Origin of the sequence: Pseudomonas sp. 86_A, assembly GCF_017491705.1 — a bacterium.
Lineage (GTDB): Bacteria > Pseudomonadota > Gammaproteobacteria > Pseudomonadales > Pseudomonadaceae > Aquipseudomonas > Aquipseudomonas koreensis.
The window spans coordinates 220,793-239,854 of record NZ_JAFGYS010000001.1; the positions used below are offsets into that span (position 1 = coordinate 220,793).

18 protein-coding genes are annotated in these 19,062 nt (G+C 62.6%); 9 read left to right on the forward strand and 9 right to left on the reverse strand.

The features are described from left to right. Window positions 1-266: 266 nt before the first annotated feature. The 3 genes from J5M57_RS01025 to J5M57_RS01035 all read left to right on the forward strand — a co-directional run bounded on the left by J5M57_RS01025 (window position 267) and on the right by J5M57_RS01035 (window position 3,730). Complete coding sequence (locus J5M57_RS01025) at window positions 267-2,198, forward strand: DNA topoisomerase III (protein ID WP_207849834.1); 1,932 nt, start codon at window positions 267-269, stop codon at window positions 2,196-2,198. A gap of 187 nt (window positions 2,199-2,385) precedes the next feature. After that, window positions 2,386-2,889, forward strand: coding sequence for a GNAT family N-acetyltransferase (locus J5M57_RS01030; protein ID WP_207849835.1), 504 nt, complete (start codon window positions 2,386-2,388; stop codon window positions 2,887-2,889). A gap of 511 nt (window positions 2,890-3,400) precedes the next feature. After that, window positions 3,401-3,730 carry a hypothetical protein gene (locus J5M57_RS01035; protein WP_085602835.1) on the forward strand — a complete coding sequence of 110 codons (330 nt, stop codon included), beginning with the start codon at window positions 3,401-3,403 and terminating at the stop codon, window positions 3,728-3,730. Window positions 3,731-3,915: 185 nt separating this feature from the next. Here the strand turns inward: J5M57_RS01035 and cynR are convergent, their stop codons facing one another. After that, the gene (cynR, locus tag J5M57_RS01040; RefSeq protein WP_207849836.1) at window positions 3,916-4,794 is read right to left on the reverse strand and encodes a transcriptional regulator CynR; all 879 of its coding nucleotides are present in this window, start codon (window positions 4,792-4,794) and stop codon (window positions 3,916-3,918) included. Window positions 4,795-4,914: 120 nt separating this feature from the next. Here cynR and cynS point away from each other — a divergent pair, with 120 nt between their 5' ends. The 3 genes from cynS to J5M57_RS01055 all read left to right on the forward strand — a co-directional run bounded on the left by cynS (window position 4,915) and on the right by J5M57_RS01055 (window position 6,371). Continuing rightward, complete coding sequence (gene cynS, locus J5M57_RS01045) at window positions 4,915-5,382, forward strand: cyanase (protein WP_064588016.1); 468 nt, start codon at window positions 4,915-4,917, stop codon at window positions 5,380-5,382. Window positions 5,383-5,462: 80 nt separating this feature from the next. Beyond that, window positions 5,463-5,699: a DUF2790 domain-containing protein gene (locus J5M57_RS01050; RefSeq protein ID WP_083368747.1), complete on the forward strand. Its 237-nt coding sequence runs from the start codon at window positions 5,463-5,465 to the stop codon at window positions 5,697-5,699. Window positions 5,700-5,711: 12 nt separating this feature from the next. Continuing rightward, the gene (locus J5M57_RS01055) at window positions 5,712-6,371 is read left to right on the forward strand and encodes a carbonic anhydrase (RefSeq protein ID WP_207849837.1); all 660 of its coding nucleotides are present in this window, start codon (window positions 5,712-5,714) and stop codon (window positions 6,369-6,371) included. A gap of 128 nt (window positions 6,372-6,499) precedes the next feature. Here the strand turns inward: J5M57_RS01055 and J5M57_RS01060 are convergent, their stop codons facing one another. The 3 genes from J5M57_RS01060 to J5M57_RS01070 form a co-directional block, all read right to left on the reverse strand. Beyond that, window positions 6,500-8,002, reverse strand: coding sequence for an aldehyde dehydrogenase family protein (locus tag J5M57_RS01060; RefSeq protein WP_207849838.1), 1,503 nt, complete (start codon window positions 8,000-8,002; stop codon window positions 6,500-6,502). 178 nt (window positions 8,003-8,180) lie between these two features. Further along, a complete protein-coding gene (glsB, locus tag J5M57_RS01065; protein ID WP_027611723.1) occupies window positions 8,181-9,089 on the reverse strand; it encodes a glutaminase B in 909 nt (302 codons plus the stop codon). A gap of 196 nt (window positions 9,090-9,285) precedes the next feature. Beyond that, window positions 9,286-10,902, reverse strand: a complete 1,617-nt coding sequence (locus J5M57_RS01070; RefSeq protein ID WP_207849839.1) for a L,D-transpeptidase family protein — start codon at window positions 10,900-10,902, stop codon at window positions 9,286-9,288. A gap of 149 nt (window positions 10,903-11,051) precedes the next feature. Here J5M57_RS01070 and J5M57_RS01075 point away from each other — a divergent pair, with 149 nt between their 5' ends. After that, entirely contained in the window at window positions 11,052-11,765 is a 714-nt protein-coding gene (locus J5M57_RS01075) for a murein L,D-transpeptidase catalytic domain family protein (protein WP_207849840.1), read from the forward strand. Here the strand turns inward: J5M57_RS01075 and J5M57_RS01080 are convergent. Further along, a complete protein-coding gene (locus J5M57_RS01080; RefSeq protein ID WP_207849841.1) occupies window positions 11,713-13,101 on the reverse strand; it encodes an MFS transporter in 1,389 nt (462 codons plus the stop codon). The two genes, J5M57_RS01075 and J5M57_RS01080, sit on opposite strands and share 53 nt — an antisense overlap. Window positions 13,102-13,204: 103 nt before the next feature. On the opposite strand from J5M57_RS01080, the gene J5M57_RS01085 reads away from it, so the two are divergent. Continuing rightward, on the forward strand, window positions 13,205-14,092 hold the full coding sequence (locus J5M57_RS01085; RefSeq protein WP_207849842.1) for a LysR family transcriptional regulator: 888 nt from the start codon (window positions 13,205-13,207) through the stop codon (window positions 14,090-14,092). On the opposite strand, the gene J5M57_RS01090 is transcribed toward J5M57_RS01085, so the two are convergent. Further along, on the reverse strand, window positions 14,089-14,709 hold the full coding sequence (locus J5M57_RS01090; RefSeq protein ID WP_207849843.1) for a cell wall hydrolase: 621 nt from the start codon (window positions 14,707-14,709) through the stop codon (window positions 14,089-14,091). The two genes, J5M57_RS01085 and J5M57_RS01090, sit on opposite strands and share 4 nt — an antisense overlap. Before the next feature lie 199 nt (window positions 14,710-14,908). Here J5M57_RS01090 and J5M57_RS01095 point away from each other — a divergent pair, with 199 nt between their 5' ends. After that, a complete protein-coding gene (locus J5M57_RS01095; protein WP_207849844.1) occupies window positions 14,909-15,760 on the forward strand; it encodes a CAP domain-containing protein in 852 nt (283 codons plus the stop codon). A gap of 640 nt (window positions 15,761-16,400) precedes the next feature. Here J5M57_RS01095 and J5M57_RS01100 read toward each other — a convergent pair. From J5M57_RS01100 to J5M57_RS01110, 3 genes are read right to left on the reverse strand one after another with little or no spacing between them, the layout of a single operon-like run. Further along, the gene (locus tag J5M57_RS01100) at window positions 16,401-16,556 is read right to left on the reverse strand and encodes a DUF2474 domain-containing protein (RefSeq protein ID WP_169841331.1); all 156 of its coding nucleotides are present in this window, start codon (window positions 16,554-16,556) and stop codon (window positions 16,401-16,403) included. Next, a complete protein-coding gene (cydB, locus tag J5M57_RS01105) occupies window positions 16,543-17,559 on the reverse strand; it encodes a cytochrome d ubiquinol oxidase subunit II (RefSeq protein ID WP_169841330.1) in 1,017 nt (338 codons plus the stop codon). Before cydB ends, J5M57_RS01100 begins: the two co-directional genes overlap by 14 nt. 3 nt (window positions 17,560-17,562) lie before the next feature. Then, a complete protein-coding gene (locus J5M57_RS01110) occupies window positions 17,563-18,966 on the reverse strand; it encodes a cytochrome ubiquinol oxidase subunit I (protein ID WP_095136770.1) in 1,404 nt (467 codons plus the stop codon). Window positions 18,967-19,062 lie beyond the last annotated feature (96 nt).

Sequence of the window (19,062 nt, forward strand, 5' to 3'; positions counted from 1 at the left end):
CTTGTGTCAGAGTTCAGTGTGCGCAGAGACGGCGATCTTCTGGCGAGATCGTCCTGTCGCTCGCGTTTCTAAAAAGGCCCGCTGAACCTGCCATGCCCGGCAACCGGCGCACCATTCGATTTCTCGATAGTGGTGCATGGCGTCCCGGAAATACCGGTCATCCCCGGCAACGCTTTTATCTGTATATCCATACAGATAAAAGTTGCCCCGGGCGCCAACAGCAGCCATTCTGTGCAGCTCCAGTGAACTGATCGACGACGGTGGTTATGCGGCTGTACCTCTGTGAAAAACCTTCCCAGGCCAAAGACATTGCGGCCGTGCTCGGCGCCAAGCGTCGGGGCGACGGCTGCTGGCTGGGAACGGACGTCACGGTGACCTGGTGCATCGGCCACCTGCTGGAAACAGCGCCGCCGGACGCCTACGACGCGCGTTACAAGCGCTGGGTGCTGGCGGATCTGCCGATCATCCCGGACAAGTGGAAAATGACCGTCAAGCCGCGCACCGCCAGCCAGTACAAAGCGGTCAAGCGCCTGCTGGGCGAAGCCAGCGAGCTGATCATCGCCACCGACGCCGACCGTGAGGGCGAGATGATTGCCCGGGAACTGGTCGAGCACTGCCGCTATCGCGGGCCGATCCGCCGCTTGTGGCTGTCGGCGCTGGACGAGGCGTCGATCCGCAAGGCCCTGGCCGCACTCAAGCCGGGGGCGGAAACCTTCAGCCTCTATCACTCGGCGCTGGGGCGCTCGCGGGCCGACTGGCTGATCGGCATGAACATGAGTCGCCTCTTCACCTTATTGGGCCGTCAGTCCGGCTATCAGGGCGTGCTGCCGGTCGGTCGGGTGCAGACCCCGACGTTGCGACTGGTGGTGGATCGCGACCGCAGCATCGCCGATTTCGTGCCGGTGCCGTATTGGGCGATCGATGTGCAACTGCTGCACAACGGCACGCCGTTCACTGCGCAATGGCGTGCACCCGGCGATGTTTGCGACGATCAGGACCGCTGTCTGAATCAGGCGCTGGCGCAGCAAGCGGCGGCTGCAATCAGCAATGCCGCCAGTGCGAAGGTGGTGAAGCTGCGCACCGAACGCATGCGCGAAGTGGCGCCGCTGCCGTTCGACCTGGGCACCCTGCAGGAAGTCTGCTCGAAGAAGCTCGGCCTCGGCGCTCAGGAAACCCTCGACATCGCCCAGGCGCTCTACGAAACCTACAAGGTCATCACCTACCCGCGCAGCGATTGCGGCTTTCTGCCGCTGAGCCAGCACAGCGAGGCACCGGCGATACTCGCGGCATTGCGCCAGGCCGATCCTGGCCTTGAAGCACTGAACGGTCATCTTGACCCGCAGCGCCGCTCGCGGGCGTGGAACGATGCCAAGGTCAGTGCCCACCACGGCATCATCCCCACGGCGGCGGCGAAAAATCTCGAGCGCCTGAGCGGCAAACACCGAGCGGTGTACACCCTGATTCGTGCCCGCTACCTGGCGCAGTTTCTGCCCAACCATGAATACGATCGCACCCAGGCCGATTTCGATTGCGCCGGTGAAGCCCTGCGCGCGGTTGGCAAGCAGATCATCGAGCCGGGCTGGAAACGCGCCTTGCCCGAAGCCCTCGCCCCGGCCAAGGGCCGTGAAGCACCGGCCCCGCAAACCCTGCCGACGCTGAGCCAGGGCATCGACTGCGCCGTGGCCGGCGTGAACCTCAAGGACCTGTGGACGCAACCGCCCAAGCCCTACACCGAGGGCGACCTGATCAAGGCGATGAAGAACGTCGCCAAACTGGTGGAAGATCCACTGCTGAAACAGAAGCTCAAGGACACCACCGGCATCGGCACCGAAGCCACCCGCGCCTCGATCATTCAAGGTCTGCTGGACCGTGGTTATCTGCTGAAAAACGGCAAGGCACTGGCCGCGACCCCCGCCGCCTTCAGCCTGATCGACGCCGTGCCCCGGGCAATCGCCGACCCCGGCACCACCGCCATTTGGGAGCAGGCGCTGGACATGGTGCAGAGCGGCGAGATGAGCCTGGAAGAATTCGTCACCAAACAGGCGGCGTGGATGAGCAAGCAGGTCACACGTTGCTCCGCACTGAGCCTGACCATCAGCGGCCCGCCTCCCGCTGGCAAGGCTGCGGCGCCGTGGAAGAAAAAACGCAAATCGACGCGCAGTAAAACCACCAGTGCGACCAAGCGTACCGCCAAATAACTCAAACCAGCTGAGCTCCTGTGGCGAGGGAGCTCGCTCCCGCTCGGCTGCGCAGCAGTCGCAAAACCTGCAACTATGGTCTATCTGAAACATCGCGATTGCAGGCTTTAGGGCCGCTTCGCGCCCCAGCGGGAGCCAGCTCCCTCGCCACAGGGTTCTTAAGTCTCCCTTTTGGAGTTCATTGACCATGCCCACCATCGAACTGCACCCCGCCCAGCGCGACGAACTGCAAACCATCGAAAACCTCATGCAGTTCTACATGCACGACTTCAGCCAATGGCTGCCGCTGAACATCGCCGAGCATGGCTTCTTCAGTGTTCACCTCAAAGACGACTATTGGCGCCACCCGGCCACCCAACCGTTCCTGATCCGCGTCGACGGTGAAATCGCCGGGTTCGTGATCGTCGACAACGACATCCACATCGACGATGCCGAACACAACATCAGCTACTTCTTCCTCGCCCGACGCTTTCGTGGCCAAGGCGTCGCGCAGTTTGTCGTCTCTGCCCTCTTGAGCCGATTGCCCGGTCGGTGGCAGATTTTCCACATCGACGCCAACCTGCCGGCGCAGCGCTTCTGGGCCAGGTTGATCCCCGAATTAAGCGCTGGCGCCTTCACCTGCCAGCCACGCGAAGTGGACGGTTACCCGTGCACCGTCTACGTGCTGCACGCCCCCACGCCCGTTGCCTGAGCGGAACTTTTCTCATTCCAAAACAGCTTTGTCCGACAATATGTAGTGAACAAAAATAATCACTACAAAACCGTTGACGGCACCGTTTTGCTTTTGCATGATGAAGACGTTCCCCGATCGGGAACATCGGTAACACGCTTGAGCAAACTCGTCTGACCGCCGAGTTGTTTTTTCCGGATACACGCTGCCCACAAGGCAGATTGAAGAAGCTGACCTGGCCTGAACGTCCAGTACAAGGACGAGAAGCGCTGGCGAAAATTCTCAAGACGCTTGTGGTCGACTCTGAAAACGTCGTCATGGAGCCTCCCGGTTTTCGCTGCTTCTCCTCGTTGTGACGCTATTGCGTAGCAGTTATTCAACACGACTACATGCAACAGACGCATGACCCCGTACTTCTCACGGGCGACCGCTGACGTCCTGGTTTCGGTGCCAGGGATCAACTAACCGATGGGCTACCTGTATTAGCGAATCAACTTTGAAAGATCACCAAACTGGTCAAGGGGCAAACATTATGAATCTGAACAATCAACCTACTATCGAAGAACTGGCTCGTATGTTCGCTGCGCAAAAAGACAGCCACGACAGCCACATTCTCTGGATCAGCAAGTCGGGTCAGGTGCATATCGACTGCCTGTCGCCCCACGCGGGTGAAGAAGAATTCGACCGCAACAATCAGAACCTGCTGGCCCGCCTGAAGATGTACCGCCGCGGCCACGGTTATGTCGGCAAGAAAGCCGCAGCCGACAAAGACTTCATCGGCAATGTCCTGCAGACGCTGAAACAGGCGTGGGATTCGATGCAGAACAAGAATGAAGTTCGGGTGATTGACCGGTTCTACTGAGTTACAACTTCAATAATTGAAAGGGCCTGCTTCCAAAAGAAGCAGGCCCTTTTTACATCAAGAACTCAACACATAACCTGTAGGAGTGAGCCTGCTCGCGATAGTGGTAGATCAGGCACTTCAGTATTGAATGACCCACCGCAATCGCGAGCAGGCTCACTCCTACAGGGTGAATGTGTCGTTAGTTAGATTTTCATTTCCATGACCAGATTCATGAATGCCACTGCCGCCGCACTGTGATAATTATTCCTGCGCCGCAACAACGCCGCCCCACGCTGCGGCGCTTCGTTCTCGATCCGCAGCCTGCGTAGTGCCCGGTCCTCGGTCGCAATGGCCTCGGGCAACATCGTCGCCATCGGCGAATGACGCACCATTTCCAATAACGTACTCACCGAGTTCACCTCGATCCGCACCTGCGGCGTAATCCCCTGCTGACGGAAATACTCATCGATCGATAACCGCGTGATGAAATCCGGTGCCAGCAAGGCGAAATCCAGTTGCGCGAGATCACTCGATGTCAGCACCGCGGTGCTGTCGTACAGCGGATGCTCGCGCCCGACCATGACCCCCAGGGTTTCGGTAAACGCCGGGATGCACTCGATGTCCGGGTGGCGCACCGGGGTAAAGGCAATCGCGATGTCCAGCGAGTCGTCCGCCAGTCCCGCTTCGATGTCGTCCATCGACAGCTCGAAAATCTGCAGGTGAATCCCGGGAAACCGCGCCGCGTAATCACGCACCAACGGCCCGACCAGATAGGCCATGAACGTCGGGGTCATGGCCAGGCGCAAGGTGCCGCGCGACAGATCCTTCACGTCATGCAACGCCCGCTTGCCTGCCTCCAGCTCCACCAGCACCCGCCGCGCGCATTCGATGTAGGCCTCGCCAGCATCAGTGGCTTTGACCGTGCGCGAAGTGCGATCAAACAGCGCCACCCCCAGGGTGTCTTCGAGTTGGCGAATCTGTTGCGACAGGGTCGGCTGCGACACGTGCAACGCCTCCGCCGCCCGGGTGAACCCGCCGTGGTCGGCCACGGCCAGCAGATAACGCAAATGTCGCAACAGCATGTGATTCACCATCTATAGGCAGGGCTTATGCAAAGCATTGTATATCGGTCTTGGACGCTATGGATCAATCGGCAGAAGATTACTCCCACACAGCAAGCCCACCTTGAAAGGAGTGACACCATGCAACAGTCCCACGCCTACAACGATGCCAGCCTGGCCCTGACCACCCGCATTCTCGACATCAAGGCCCGCAAAGGTCTGTCCTGGCAGGACCTGGCCGACAACACCGGCCTGAGCCTGGCCTACGTCACCGCTGCCCTGCTCGGCCAGCACCCGCTGCCGCAAGACGCCGCGCAAGTGGTCGGCGACAAACTTGAACTGGACGCCGACGCCGTTGCCGCCCTGCAGATCATCCCGCTGCGCGGCAGCCTCAGCGGCGTCCCGACCGACCCGACCATCTACCGCTTCCACGAGATGATCCAGATCTACGGCACCACCCTCAAAGCCCTGGTGCACGAGCAGTTCGGCGACGGCATCATCAGCGCCATCAACTTCAAGCTCGACATCAAGAAAGTCGAAGACCCGGAAGGCGGTTCCCGCGCCGTGGTCACCCTCGACGGCAAGTTCCTGCCGCTGCGTCCGTTCTGATCCATCCCGGCCCGCCTCGAGGGGCGGGCCACCCCACACTCTCATTGCAACCCGATCCCAATACGTCTGGAGGCTGCCCCATGCAAAAAATTCTGCTGGCCCTTGCCCTGCTTGCCGGCCTGTCCGCTCAGGCCCACGCCGATGAAGGCGCCGTCGCCTACCGCTACGGCATGCAGCTGGACATCGCCAAAGTCGTGAGCATTACCCCGGTTGCCGACGTCTGCGGCGTGGTGCCGGTGGAGATGACGTATCTGGACAGCAACGGTGGCAAACACATTCTGCAATACAGCGAATTCGGCAACGGTTGCTCGAACTAAGAGGACTACACCATGAAAAGCCTGATCGACGGTTTCCTGAAGTTCCAGAACGAAGCCTTCCCGCAACGCACCGAACTGTTCAAACACCTGGCGACGACCCAGCAGCCAGGGACCTTGTTCATCACCTGTTCCGACAGCCGCGTGGTACCGGAGCTGCTGACCCAGCAAGAGCCCGGCGAACTGTTTGTGATCCGCAACGCGGGCAATATCGTGCCGTCCTACAGCCCGCACCCGGGCGGGGTGTCGGCGACGGTGGAGTACGCGGTGGCGGTGCTGGGGGTGACTGACATCGTGATCTGCGGCCACTCCGATTGCGGCGCGATGACCGCGATTGCCCAGTGCAAATGCATGGACCATCTGCCTGCGGTCAGCGGCTGGCTGCAACATGCCGAGTCGGCAAAAGTGGTGAACGAGGCGCGAGCGCATGCCAATGACGCGGCCAGGTTGAGTTCGATGGTGCGGGAAAATGTGATCGCGCAACTGGCGAACATTCAGACCCACCCGAGCGTGCGCCTGGCCCAGGAGAAAGGCCTGCTGAACCTGCACGGCTGGGTGTATGACATCGAGACGGGATCGATCGATGCGCTGGCGGCGGATCGTCGCACCTTTGTACCGCTGGCTGAGCAGCCGGCGACTTGCGCGGTGCAGGCAAACACCACCGAAGCAGCTTGAAGGAAAACACTGCATCCCTGTGGCGAGGGAGCTTGCTCCCGCTGGGGCGCGCAGCGGCCCTCGCCTTTTCAGGTCCGCTGCGCAGACCAGCGGGAGCAAGCTCCCTCGCCACAGGTCTGGTGTTCACATCAGCGTTTTACGCTGAGATCCACCTGGGTCATGCGGCTACGAACCGTGAACACCCCATCCCCCGACAGAATCGCACTGCGCGCAAACAAGCGCCCGCTCTCCCAGTTCGAAAGACCCAGCTCCGGCTTGTTCAGCGCGTACTGACCGTCCACCCAACGGGTAATCCCGTTACCCACAAACGGCGCGTTCACCGCGTTGTAAAACCGCTCTTGCGCAGCAGCATCCTCGCTGATCAGCGACACCGTGAACTGCGGGCTGTAGCGGTTGAACAACGCAATCGCCTGATCCAGATCGTCGACGATCATCAGGCTGACCTCCGGGGTTTCTTCCCATTCCCACTCGCGGCCCAGTTCAGCTTCCGCCAGCGCTTCGGCGAGGGCTTCGGTTTGATAACCCTCGGCGCGGTAGACCTCGACCGTCGCGTTCAGCCACTCAGCCGGCAGGCAACTTTGGCTGCCTTCGACGATGTGCAATTTGCAGCCCTGCCCACGCGCGGTGCCGGCCTGTTGCAAGGCGTCGAGGAACAGCGGCACCAGTTCGGCAGCGCGATCACGTTGAATCAGGCACACGTTCAGTGTGTTGCAGACTTTGCGATCCAGCGAGTTGCGCACCACGGCGGCGAAGCGCGTGGCGTCGGCGTCACGATCAGCAATCAGCCACGCGCCACCGGTACCGTGCAGGCTGACCGCCGTGCCGGCCTGCTGGGCGATGCTGCCCAACTGGCTGACCGCGCGGCCCGAACCTCGGGCCACGGCCAGTGACAAACGCCGGTCGGCGAACATCGCCCAACCGGCAGCGTGATTGACGCTCTCCACCAGCGACACCGCACCCGGCGGCAGACCGGCATCGGCCAGCGCCGGATTCAAGGCGTGAGTGACGATCGCTTGCGCCGTGCCCAACGCGTCGCTGCCGATGCGCAGCACCGCGGTGTTGCCGGTGCGCAAGACCCCGGCGGCGTCGGCGAAGACATTCGGCCGCCCTTCAAACACGAAGGCGACGATGCCCAGCGGCGACACCACTTGCTCGACCTTCCAGCCGTCATGCTCGACGCTGCTGATGACCTTGCCGCGCGTGGCCGGCGCATCCCGCCAGGCGCGCAGGCCGGCGATCATGTCGCGGCGCATGCGCTCGTCGGCGAGCAATCGGGTGGTGGAGCGGCCACGGGCCTTGGCGCGTTCGATGTCGGCCAGATTCGCCGCTTCGATCAAGGCCCAGCAATCCGCGGCTTCCAGACGTTGGGCGAACAGATCGAAGAAGCGGCTGATGGCCTCGTCAGGCACCGCCGACAGCGCGGTAAAAGCGCTCGCCGCACGCTCGATGGCAATGGCAGCGGCCTGTTGATCGACCACCGGAATCAGCAACAACTCGCCACTCACCTGCTCCACCAGCAGGTGGTCACCGGGCTGAAAGCGCGCGGCCAGTTCAGGGCTGACCACGGTCACGCGGTTACCAGCGAAAGGGATCGGCGTGCCAGCGATTAGACGTTCGAGCGCGAGAGACATGAAGCGGATTCACCAAATGAGGGGCGGCCGGAAAATGTATAGGAACAGCACTCTCCCAGGCAACACAATCCCCTGTAGGAGTGAGCCTGCTCGCGATAGCGGTGTGTCAGACGCTGTCATATTGAATGACACACCGCTATCGCGAGCAGGCTCACTCCTACAGGTATCGCGGTGTTTTTTAGAACACCGACCAGCCAATCCGCGAACTGAGCATCTCCAGCGCCGCCATCCCCGCCAGCGAGTTGCCGGCGGCATTGAGTTCCGGCGACCACACGCACACGCTGAACTGCCCCGGCACCACCGCGACGATGCCGCCGCCGACCCCGCTCTTGCCCGGCAGACCGACGCGATAGGCGAAGTTGCCGGCCTCGTCGTACAGCCCGCTGGTGGCCATGATCGAGTTGACCTGCTGGGTCTGACGACGGGTGAGGATCTGTTCGCCGCTGTGCTTGCAGAAGCCATCGTTGGCGAGGAAGCAGAACGCCCGGGCCAGGTCGATGCAGTTCATGCGTAACGCGCAGTGGCTGAAGTAGCTGCGCAGCACTGCTTCGACGTCGTTGTGGAAGTTGCCGAACGATTGCATCAGGTACGCCATCGCCGCGTTGCGGGCGCGATGCTGGTATTCGGACTCGGCGACCTTGCCGTCGACGATCACCTGCGGATTGCCCGAAAGGCGCCGCACGAAGTCACGCATCGACAAGGCCGGCGCGGCGAAGCGCGATTGGTTGATGTCGCAGATCACCAGCGCCCCGGCATTGATGAACGGGTTGCGCGGACGCCCGCGTTCGAATTCCAGCTGCACCAGCGAGTTGAACGGCTGGCCCGACGGCTCGTGGCCCAGGCGCTCCCAGATCGCCTCGCCGGAATGCTCGATGGCCTGCACCAAGCTGAACACCTTGGAAATACTCTGCACCGAGAACGGCGTCTCGGCGTCGCCGGCGCAATACATTTCGCCGTCATTGCCATACACCGCGATCCCCAGTTGATTGGCCGGCACGGTGCCGAGGGCGGGAATGTAGTCAGCCACTTTGCCCTGCCCGATCAGGGGCCGGACTGCGTCAAGAATCTCGTTCAACAGCGCTTGCATGCCGGGTTCCGAAGTCTCGCCCCATGGGATTGCGGGGACACTGGGGCTAGACGCTGCACACGCTTGCGGAATCACACAGAACCTTTGTAGGAGTGAGCCTGCTCGCGATAGCGGTGTGTCTGTGAAGCAGATCTTGTCTGATACACCGCTATCGCGAGCAGGCTCACTCCTACAGGGTTATATGGATGACTGGGGTTCAGTGCGCCCCGTCCAGCCCCGCCAGCAGCGCGCTGTCACGGCTGTAGATATCCGGCGCATAGCGCACCTGCCCGTCACTGCCCACCTGCGCTGTCCAGTAGGTCATCAGGATCGGCACCGGTGCCGACAGACGGAATTCGTGGGTGCTGCCGGTGGCGAGCAAGGTGTCGGTGCGGGCGCGTTCCGCCGACGTCAGCAGCAGGTCACGCAATTGCATCGGGTGCTCGACCCGGACACAGCCGGAGCTGAAGGCGCGCGGGCCTTTGTCGAACAGGGCTTTGCTCGGCGTGTCATGCAGGTACACGGCGAACGGGTTGGGGAAACGGATGACGATCTGCCCCAGCGGGTTACGCGGTCCGGCGTCCTGGCGCAGCATGATATTGCCGGGGTTGTCCCAGTCGATGTCCGCTGCGGCCAACGGCTGACCGTGGGCGTCGAGCACTTGCAGGTTCTGGCGGCTGAGGAAGGTCTGGTCCTTGCGGATCGCCGGCAGCTTGTCTTCTTTCCAGATGGTCGGCGGCACCGTCCAGGTCGGGTTCAGGGTCAGGCGCGTGACCCGGGATTTGAGCAGCGGGGTCTGCCGTTCGGCGCGACCAACCTGGGTGCGGGTCTGCCAGACCGCTCTGCCGCCCTGATACAGGGTCAGCTCGGCCGCAGCGACGTTGACCAGTAAGCCGTCGGGCTCCAGGTCCTGGGCCATCCAGCGGAAGCGTTCGAGGTTGACGCGCAATTGTTCGCGGCGCGTCAAAGGACTGATGTTGAGCTCGGCAATCGTTCCCGGCCCGACCACGCCGTCGGCCTGCAACGAATGGTTGGCCTGGAAACTTTTCACCGCCTCCACCAGCACGCCTTCATAGGCATTGCCGGGGGTGCCGATGGCATGTGTCAGATAGCCTTCGTTGTACAGGCGCTGGGCCAGTTCCGGCACGCGCTTGTCTTCCATGGCCGGGCGCAGCAACGGACCGTTGCCGACCGCCTGCCAATGCGGCAAGGCTTGTTGCCGTTGGCTGGCGTAGAGATGACGCAGGCTCTGGTACTGCGCCAGACGCGGCCGCGCCAGATCGAACGCGGCCTTGATGTCGTGCAGACCGGGCACGGCGATGGCGAGCAATTCGGCCTGGCGATCGCGCGGGGTGTCATCGGCATGCCACAGCGGCTCGAAATGCGACTGCAGCAGGCGCCCGTAATGCAGGTCCTGCAGGGCTTGCAGGTAATAGCGAGTGATGTCGATATCGGCGCACAGTTCACCGTCCTGCGGCGGATTGAGCGCCACCGGGTAGCGCTGGGGATTGAGTCCGTCATCGGCCAACAGCTGCAATTGCCCGCGCAAGGCCGGCAAACGGCCCGACTCGCTGGCCCACACCGGCAGCCAGTCCTGCTGCTGGTAGAACGCCTGCAACTGCGCCAGCGCCGGAGCACTCAGGTGCGCGGCAATCGCCGGGCATGCCTGGGGCAATCCGATCAATACCGCCTGCAGCGGGCTTTGCGGTTCGACCGGCATTGGTGCCGGCGGCGTCGGCAGGGTCTGCAACGGCGGCAGCGGCTCATCGGCACAAGCGACAAACGGCGCAGCGAGCAAACAAATGCTCAAGTAGCATGCGTACTTTTTGAACAACTGCTTTACTCCAATCCGTGGCCGTCTCGATGACGGTCAACATTACATCAGGTGCGCTGAACAGTCAGGCCCGAATCAGGGGTCTGTGGGTATGACTGGGAGTCAGGAGCCAAAGTGCCAAATAAGTAGCAAGTGAGGACTCTTTATACATGTTGACGTTTTTGCGCCGACTTCTGCTGACCACCGCGACCCTCGTCGTGGTGAGCAGCCCCGCTTTCGCCGCCGGCAAACCATCGCCGGTTCTTTTAACCAGCCTCGCCCACGCCGCGCCGGAACTCAATCCCCAAGCGCTGAAAGGTGCCTTGAACGCCATGCAATGCGCGGTCAACAACGGCGCGAAACCGTCCCGACACCTGGCGATCATCGACTATTCGCAGCCCTCCACCGCCCGCCGGCTGTGGATCTTCGATTTGAGCAGAAAGAAACTGGTGCTGCGCGACCTGGTCGCCCACGGCTCCAATTCCGGGGAAAACTTCGCCACCCAGTTTTCCAACCGCGAAGGCAGTTACCAGTCCAGCCTCGGCCTGTTCCGCACTCAGGAAAGCTACGAGGGCACTCACGGTTATTCGCTGCGCATGGACGGTCTGGAACCGGGCTTCAATGACCTGGCCCGCGACCGGGCGATCGTGATCCATGCCGCCGACTACGTTAATCCGCTGTGGAGCAAACGTCAGGGGCGCATCGGGCGCAGCCAGGGTTGCCCGGCGGTACGCCCGCAAGTGGCAAAGCAGGTGATCGACAAACTCAAGGACGGCCAGTTCATGTTCTCCTGGTACCCGGACCAGCGCTGGCTGAAATCCTCGCCGTACCTCAACTGCCAGCCGCAGCAGGTGGCGAGTATCTTGAGTACCCACGCCAGCTGACGATCAGAGCCACGACCATCAGCGCCGCCGCCACACTGAACGTGCTGTGCAAGCCGCTGCCGATGACCTCGGCCGGGGCTTGCGTCGGGTTTCCTGTGGCGAAGGCAAACACCGCCCCCATCACCGCCGCGCCGGTGATCAAGCCCAGATTGCGCGACAGCCCGAGCAAGGCCGAGACCACGCCGCGCTGGTCCTGACTGACCGTCGCCATCAACCCGGTATTGTTCGCTGCCTGGAACAACGCGTAACTGCTGGCAATGACCGCCATCGGCAGCAGATACGCCGGCAGACCGAGATTCATCGGCAACAACGCCAACAAACTGCAACCACCGGCCAACCCGAGCAACGCGCCGGGCACCACGCGCTGTGCGCCAAAGCGATCCACCAGACGCCCCGCCGGCACCCCGCCGCACGCCGCCAGCAGCGGCCCGACCGACAACGCCAGACCGACCACGGTGCTGCCCAGTCCCAAGCCCCGGCTCAGGTAAAACGGCCCGACCACCAGCGTGGTCATCATCACCGTCGTCACCAGCAACGTCAGCGCCAGGCTGCTGCTCAGTCGCGCATCGGCGAACAAGGACAAGCGAATCAGCGGCGCCCGGGCTTTCATCTCGACCGCGACAAACACCCCGGCCCCGCACAGGCTGAGCAGCAGCAACAGCAGGGTATAGCCGTCGAGCGTCATCGCCAGCGCATAGGCCGCCAGCGTCAACACCAGCACCACGGTGCCGAAGTAATCAAACGCGGCAGCTGATTTCGCCGGGCGATCGGCCGGCAAATAACGATAAACCAGCCACGCATTGAGCAGGCCCAACGGCACGTTGAGGACAAAGATCGACGGCCAGCCGACGTGCGCGATCAGCAGACCACCCAGCGACGGCCCGAGGCTGGTGCCGGTGGCCGACATGGTTGCCAGCAACCCCATCGCGCTGCCCGCCCGCGCCTTGGGCACCGCATCCGCCACCAACGCCACGGTCAAGGCGAACATGATCGCCGCGCCGAGCCCTTGCACCGCCCGGGCGCCGATCAACCAGCCCAGCCCCGGGGCCAGTGCACAGCACAGCGAAGCGCTGGTGAAAATGCCGATCCCGATCAGCAGCAGTCGCCGCCGCCCGACCCCGTCGCCCAGACGCCCGACACTGACGATCAACGTGGTGACTGCCAGCAGGTACGCCAGCACGATCCATTGCACCTGTTGAAACGTCGCGTCAAACGCCGTGGCCAACGTCGGCAACCCGGCGTTGGCGATGCTGGTGTCCAGCGACGGCATCAACATCGACAGCGCCAGACTGGTCAGCGCCCAGCGGGCTTGGGGGGTCAAGGGGGATCCGGGCATCGGGCGCTCCTGGTGCAAAGGTCAGACGGCATAGCCTGAGTCTCGACAACGCCAGGCGCAAGACGCATGCTTTGCACTTGATACCTGCATGGAACGCCATGTCATGAGTGCACCGGATCTGAACCTGTTGATCACCCTCGACGTGTTGTTGCGTGAAGGCAGCGTCGCCCGCGCCGCGCAATGTCTGCGGCTGAGCCCGTCGGCCATGAGCCGCGCCCTCGCCCGGCTGCGCGAAACCACTGGCGATCCGTTGCTGGTACGCGCCGGTCGTGGCCTGGTGCCGACGCCGCGGGCGCTGGAATTGCGCGAGCGTGTCAGTGGCCTGGTGCAGGAAGCCGAGGCGGCGCTGCGTCCCGCCGAGATTCTCGACCCCGGCCAGTTGCAACGCACCTTCACCTTGCGCAACACCGATGGCTTTGTTGAAACCTTCGCGGCCGCGTTGCTGGTGCGCATCGCTGAAGAGGCACCCGGCGTGCGCCTGCGCTTTGTGCAAAAAGCCGACAAGGACAGCACACTGCTGCGGGAAGGTCGGGTGGACCTGGAGACCGGCGTGGTCGACGACAGCACCGACCCGGCGCTGCACAGCCGCATCCTGTTTCAGGATCACTGGATCGGCGTGGTCCGCGAGGGGCATCCGTTGAGTACGGGCAAGATCAGCAGCAAACGCTTTGCCGGCGGCCAGCACATTCTGATCTCACGCCGTGGGCGCAGCAGCGGTCCGGTGGACGAGGCGTTGCTCGCCCTGGGGCTGACGCGAGATATCGTCACCTCCTTCGGCGGCTTTTCTGCCGCGCTGACGCTGGTCCGCGAATCGGACCTGATCGCCACCGTTCCGCAGCGTCACACCAACAAGCTGCGCACCGGCCTGCACAGCTTCTCCCTGCCCTTCAAGATGCCGCCGATCAGCGTGTCGATGCTCTGGCACCCGCGCATGGACGCTGACCCGGCGCACCGCTGGTTGCGCAACTGTGTACGCGAAGTCTGCGTCTAGCGCGCATCGCCGCCGGCGGGTTTGTAGAACAGGAATTTGCCGACCCTGGCGGTCTTGCGGTATTCCCTGGCCCAGCTCGGGTGCACGTTGCGGTCATGAAAATACAGCGCGCCACGGGTGCGATCCGGCAACTGGCGATTGAGTGCCTTGCCGGCGATATCCTTGGCCAAGGTGTATTCGGCGTCCTCCTTGACCTGATCCGCCTTGCCATCGCACCACCAGGAAAACTGGCAGCTCTTGGTTTCCGAACCTTGCTTGACCACTTCGCACACGGAATTGGGGAAGCCGTCGTGGCCGAGGCGGTTCATCACCACGCTGGCCACGGCTTCCATTTCCGACGTATCGCGGCCTTTGGCTTCCCAATAGATACTGCGCGCCAGGCAGGTGATCGGATCGTCCAGCGGCGCAGTGCCGGCGGGGTCGACCGCCTGCACTTCAGTGGGGGTGATCGCTTCGGATTTGGGTGCCGGCGCCGCGCTGACGTTGTCGGCGGCTTTTTCTTCCAGCACCTGGGCTTTCTCTTCGGCCTTGGCCTTGATCGGGGCCTGATCGGTGGCCATCACCACACCGGCCATCAGGGTTAATGCGAAACAGCCAGCCAACCATTTCAATCCCATGTCTGTTCTTCCGGCAACGCCCGTTCCGGGCAAGGTGTTTCGTGGGGGAGACGCCCGGTTCCCGGGGCCTTCGGAGAGTGTAGACGGCAAATACTCGCGCAATGTTCCGCAGAAAAACCGGCTCGATGAAGAAAAAGACATTGCATTCCCCCGGGCCATTTCGCGCATCATGAGCGCATTCCGCTCAAGGGAGATTTCCATGCGTTTCATGCCATCCGTTTTGCGTTTTGCCGCGCTGTCCGTGGGGCTGGCCGTGGCCGCCTCGGCCCTGGCTGCCGACGAGTCGCAACTGATCGAGTCGATCAACGCCTACCGCAGCCAACCGCAGCGCTGTGGCAGCCAGGCCTCCAACGAGCTGCCACCGCTGTCGGCCGACCCACGGCTGAGACTGCCGGCCGCCGGTGCGGTCGATCTGCAACAGGCGATGGCCAGCGCCAGCTACCCGATGGTCAACGTGCAGGCGATCACCCTCAACGGTCCGCGTGATGCGGCGTCGGCGATGCAAGCGATTCAGGAAAGTTTCTGTCAGGTGGTGCTGGATCCGCAGTTCGTCGATGTCGGCGTCAGCCGCGCCGATCGCGACTGGCGCATCGTGTTGGCGCGCCCGCTGCTCTCGGCGAAGCTGGGCGATGCGCAGAGCGAAGGCCAGAAGTTGCTCGAACAACTCAACGCCGCCCGCGCCCAGCCGCGCCAATGCGGCGGCCGAGCCTTTACCGCCGCCGCACCACTGGCCTGGAACGCCAGCCTGGGCAGCATCTCCCAGGACCATAGCCGGGACATGGCCAACAACAACTATTTCGACCACAAGGACCGCGACGGCCGCACCCCCGGTGACCGCGCGGAACTGGCCGGCTACAGCGGGCAACTGGTCGGCGAAAACATCGCTGCCGGGCAAGACACCGTACGCAAGGTCGTCGACGGCTGGCTCGCCAGCCCCGGCCACTGCGCCAACCTGATGAACCCGCAATACAAGGAACTCGGTGCCGCCTACGCGACCGATCCGAAGAGCAGCGCCGGGATTTACTGGACGGCGATGTTTGGGGCGCAGTAACAGCCCTTCAGAAAACACCGAAGATCCGATGTGGGGATTGGTGGTGGATGAAGAATTCAGGGCTGGCCGCTATCAAGGGTGGGAGTGGGCTTGCTCACGAAGGGGTCGGCACATTCAATATCGATGTCGACTGGCCTGACGCCTTCGCGAGCAAGCCCGCTCCCACTGGGGATAGGTGCTGGGTGAAGGATTCGGGGCTGGCCGCGATCAAGGGTGGGAGTGGGCTTGCTCACGAAGGGGTCGGCACATTCAGCATCGATGTCGACTGAGCGGACGCCTTCGCGAGCAAGCCCGCTCCCACTGGGGATAGGTGCTGGGTGAAGGATTCGGGGCTGACCGCGATCAAGGGTGGGAGTGGGCTTGCTCACGAAGGGGCCGGCACATTCAGCATCGGTATCGACTGAGCGGACGCCTTCGCGAGCAAGCCCGCTCCCACAGGGGATTGTCGCTGAATGAAGATTTCGGCGCTGGCCGCGATCAAGGGTGGGAGTGGGCTTGCTCACGAAGGGGCCGGCACATTCAGCATCGATGTCGACTGAGCGGACGCCTTCGCGAGCAAGCCCACTCCCACAGGGGACATCTGCGATGTTCAGAATTGCGGGCACAAAAAAACCGGAGCCATGGCTCCGGTTTTTCAGGGTTAGTGGGTTCTCATTCCCGCTGCATACATTGCCAGTTTCAGCAGACTCGCCACCACGGCGAGTGACACTACGCTGCCCAGCCAAATCAGCAACAACCAGCCCAGACGCTGGTACCAGCGGCTGGTTTTGACCTCACGCGAATCAATGGTAGCCATCGCCAATCCTCACTTTGCCGCGGAATACGTAGTAGCTCCAGAAGGTGTACATCAGGATCACCGGCAGGATGAACAGTGCGCCGATCAAGGCGAACAACTGGCTCGAAGGCGGAGACGCCGCCGCCCACAGGCTCACCGAGGGCGGGATGATGTTCGGCCAGATGCTCAGCGCCAGGCCGATGTAACCGAGCAGCATCAACACCAGAGTGAACACGAACGGCCAGTGGGTGTGACGCTGACGCAAGGTGCGCAGCAGCCCGAACAACGCCAGCAGCGCCAGCACCACCAACCCGGCGAACACCATCAGGTGTCCGCTGGTCGACCAGCGAGTGGCCAGTTCCGGGTGCAACTTCAGTGTCCACGTGCCAATCACCACCACCATCGCCGTCAGCAACCACGCCAGCGGCCGGGTGAACAGACGCATCCGCGACTCGAGCATGCCTTCGGTCTTGACCAGCAACCAGGTGCTGCCCAGCAGCGCATACGCCACCACCAGACCGACGCCGCACACCAGCGGAAACGGCGCCAGCCAGTCCAGGCCGCCACCGGCAAACTGCCGATTCACCACGGGAATGCCCGACACGTAGGCGCCGATCGCCACACCCTGGGAGAACGTCGCCAGCAGCGAACCGCCGATGAACGCCTTGTCCCACCAGTGACGCTTTTGCGCTGACGACTTGAAGCGAAACTCGAACGCCACGCCACGGAAAATCAGCCCGCAGAGCATCAGGATCAGCGGCAGGTACAGCGCCTCCAGAATCACCCCGTAGGCCAGTGGAAAGGCGCCATACAACGCCGCACCACCGAGCACCAGCCAGGTTTCGTTGCCGTCCCACACCGGGGCGACTGTGTTCATCATCACGTCGCGCTCCTGCTCATCCAGGATCAGCGGAAACAGGATGCCCAGGCCCAGATCGAAGCCGTCCATGATCACGTACATCATCACCCCGAAGGCGATGATCACACCCCAGATCAACGAGAGATCGATACCTTGAATACCCATGACTCAATGCTCCTTCATCGGGGCGGTAGCCGCCGAAATAGGCCGGCGCGGGGTCTGCAACTGATCGCCCTCCGGCGGATGTTCGTGATGGGGCTGCGGGCCCTTGCGCACCAGTTTCATCATGTAGCCGATGCCCACGGTGAACACGGAGCAGTAGATCACCACGAACAGCAACAGCGAGGTGCTCATCTGCGCCACCGAGTGGTGCGACGCGGCGTCATGGGTGCGCATCAGGCCGTAAACCACCCACGGCTGACGCCCGACTTCGGTAGTGATCCAGCCGGCCAGCAACGCGATCAACCCGCTCGGCCCCATCAGCAATACCAGACGCTGGAAGCCGCGATGCTGATAGAGCTTGCCGCCACGGCGCAGCGCCAGACCGAGCACACCGACAAGGATCATCAACATGCCCAGCCCAGCCATGACGCGGAAGCTCCAGAAGATGATGGTCGAGTTCGGCCGGTCCTCTTTCGGGAAGCTCTTGAGCGCCGGGATCTGCTTGTCGAGGCTGTGAGTCAGGATCAGGCTGCCGAGGTACGGAATCTCCAGCGCATATTTGGTCTTCTCCGCCTGCATGTCGGGGATGCCGAACAGCACCAGCGGCGTCGGGCCGTTGTCGGCGTTTTCCCAGTGGCCTTCGATGGCGGCGATTTTTGCCGGTTGATGTTCCAGGGTGTTCAAGCCGTGGGCGTCACCGACCACCGCCTGAATCGGTGCCACGATCAGCGCCATCCACAACGCCATGGAAAACATCCGGCGCACCGGCGCGGTATTGTTGCCGCGCAGCAAATGCCAGGCCGCCGACGAGCCCACGAAGAAGGCCGTGGCGACGAACGCGGCAATCGCCATGTGCGCCAGACGGAACGGAAACGACGGGTTGAACACAATCGCCAGCCAGTCCAGTGGCATCACCCGCCCGTCGACAATTTCAAAACCCTGCGGCGTCTGCATCCAGCTGTTGGAGGCGAGAATCCAGAACGTTGAAATCAACGTGCCGATAGCGACCATCACCGTAGCAAAGAAGTGCAAGCCACGGCCGACGCGGTTCCAGCCGAACAGCATGACCCCGAGGAAACCTGCCTCAAGGAAGAACGCCGTCAGTACTTCATAGGTCAGCAACGGCCCGGTGATGCTCCCGGCAAAGTCGGAAAACCCGCTCCAGTTGGTGCCGAACTGGTACGCCATGACCAGCCCCGAGACCACGCCCATGCCGAAGTTGACGGCAAAGATCTTCGACCAGAAGTGGTAGAGATCGCGGTAGGTGTCGTCACGGGTTTTCAGCCACAGGCCTTCGAGTACCGCGAGGAAACTCGCCAGGCCGATGGTGATCGCCGGGAAGATAATGTGGAACGAAACCGTGAACGCGAATTGAATTCGCGCCAGGTCCAGTGCCTCCATGTTGAGCATGATGATGTCCTCATCCAGGCTGAAAAGCGGCAGCACGTCGCCGGGCCACCGCCAGGCGCGAACGCCTGCAGCCAGTCAAATTGCTATGAATTTTTA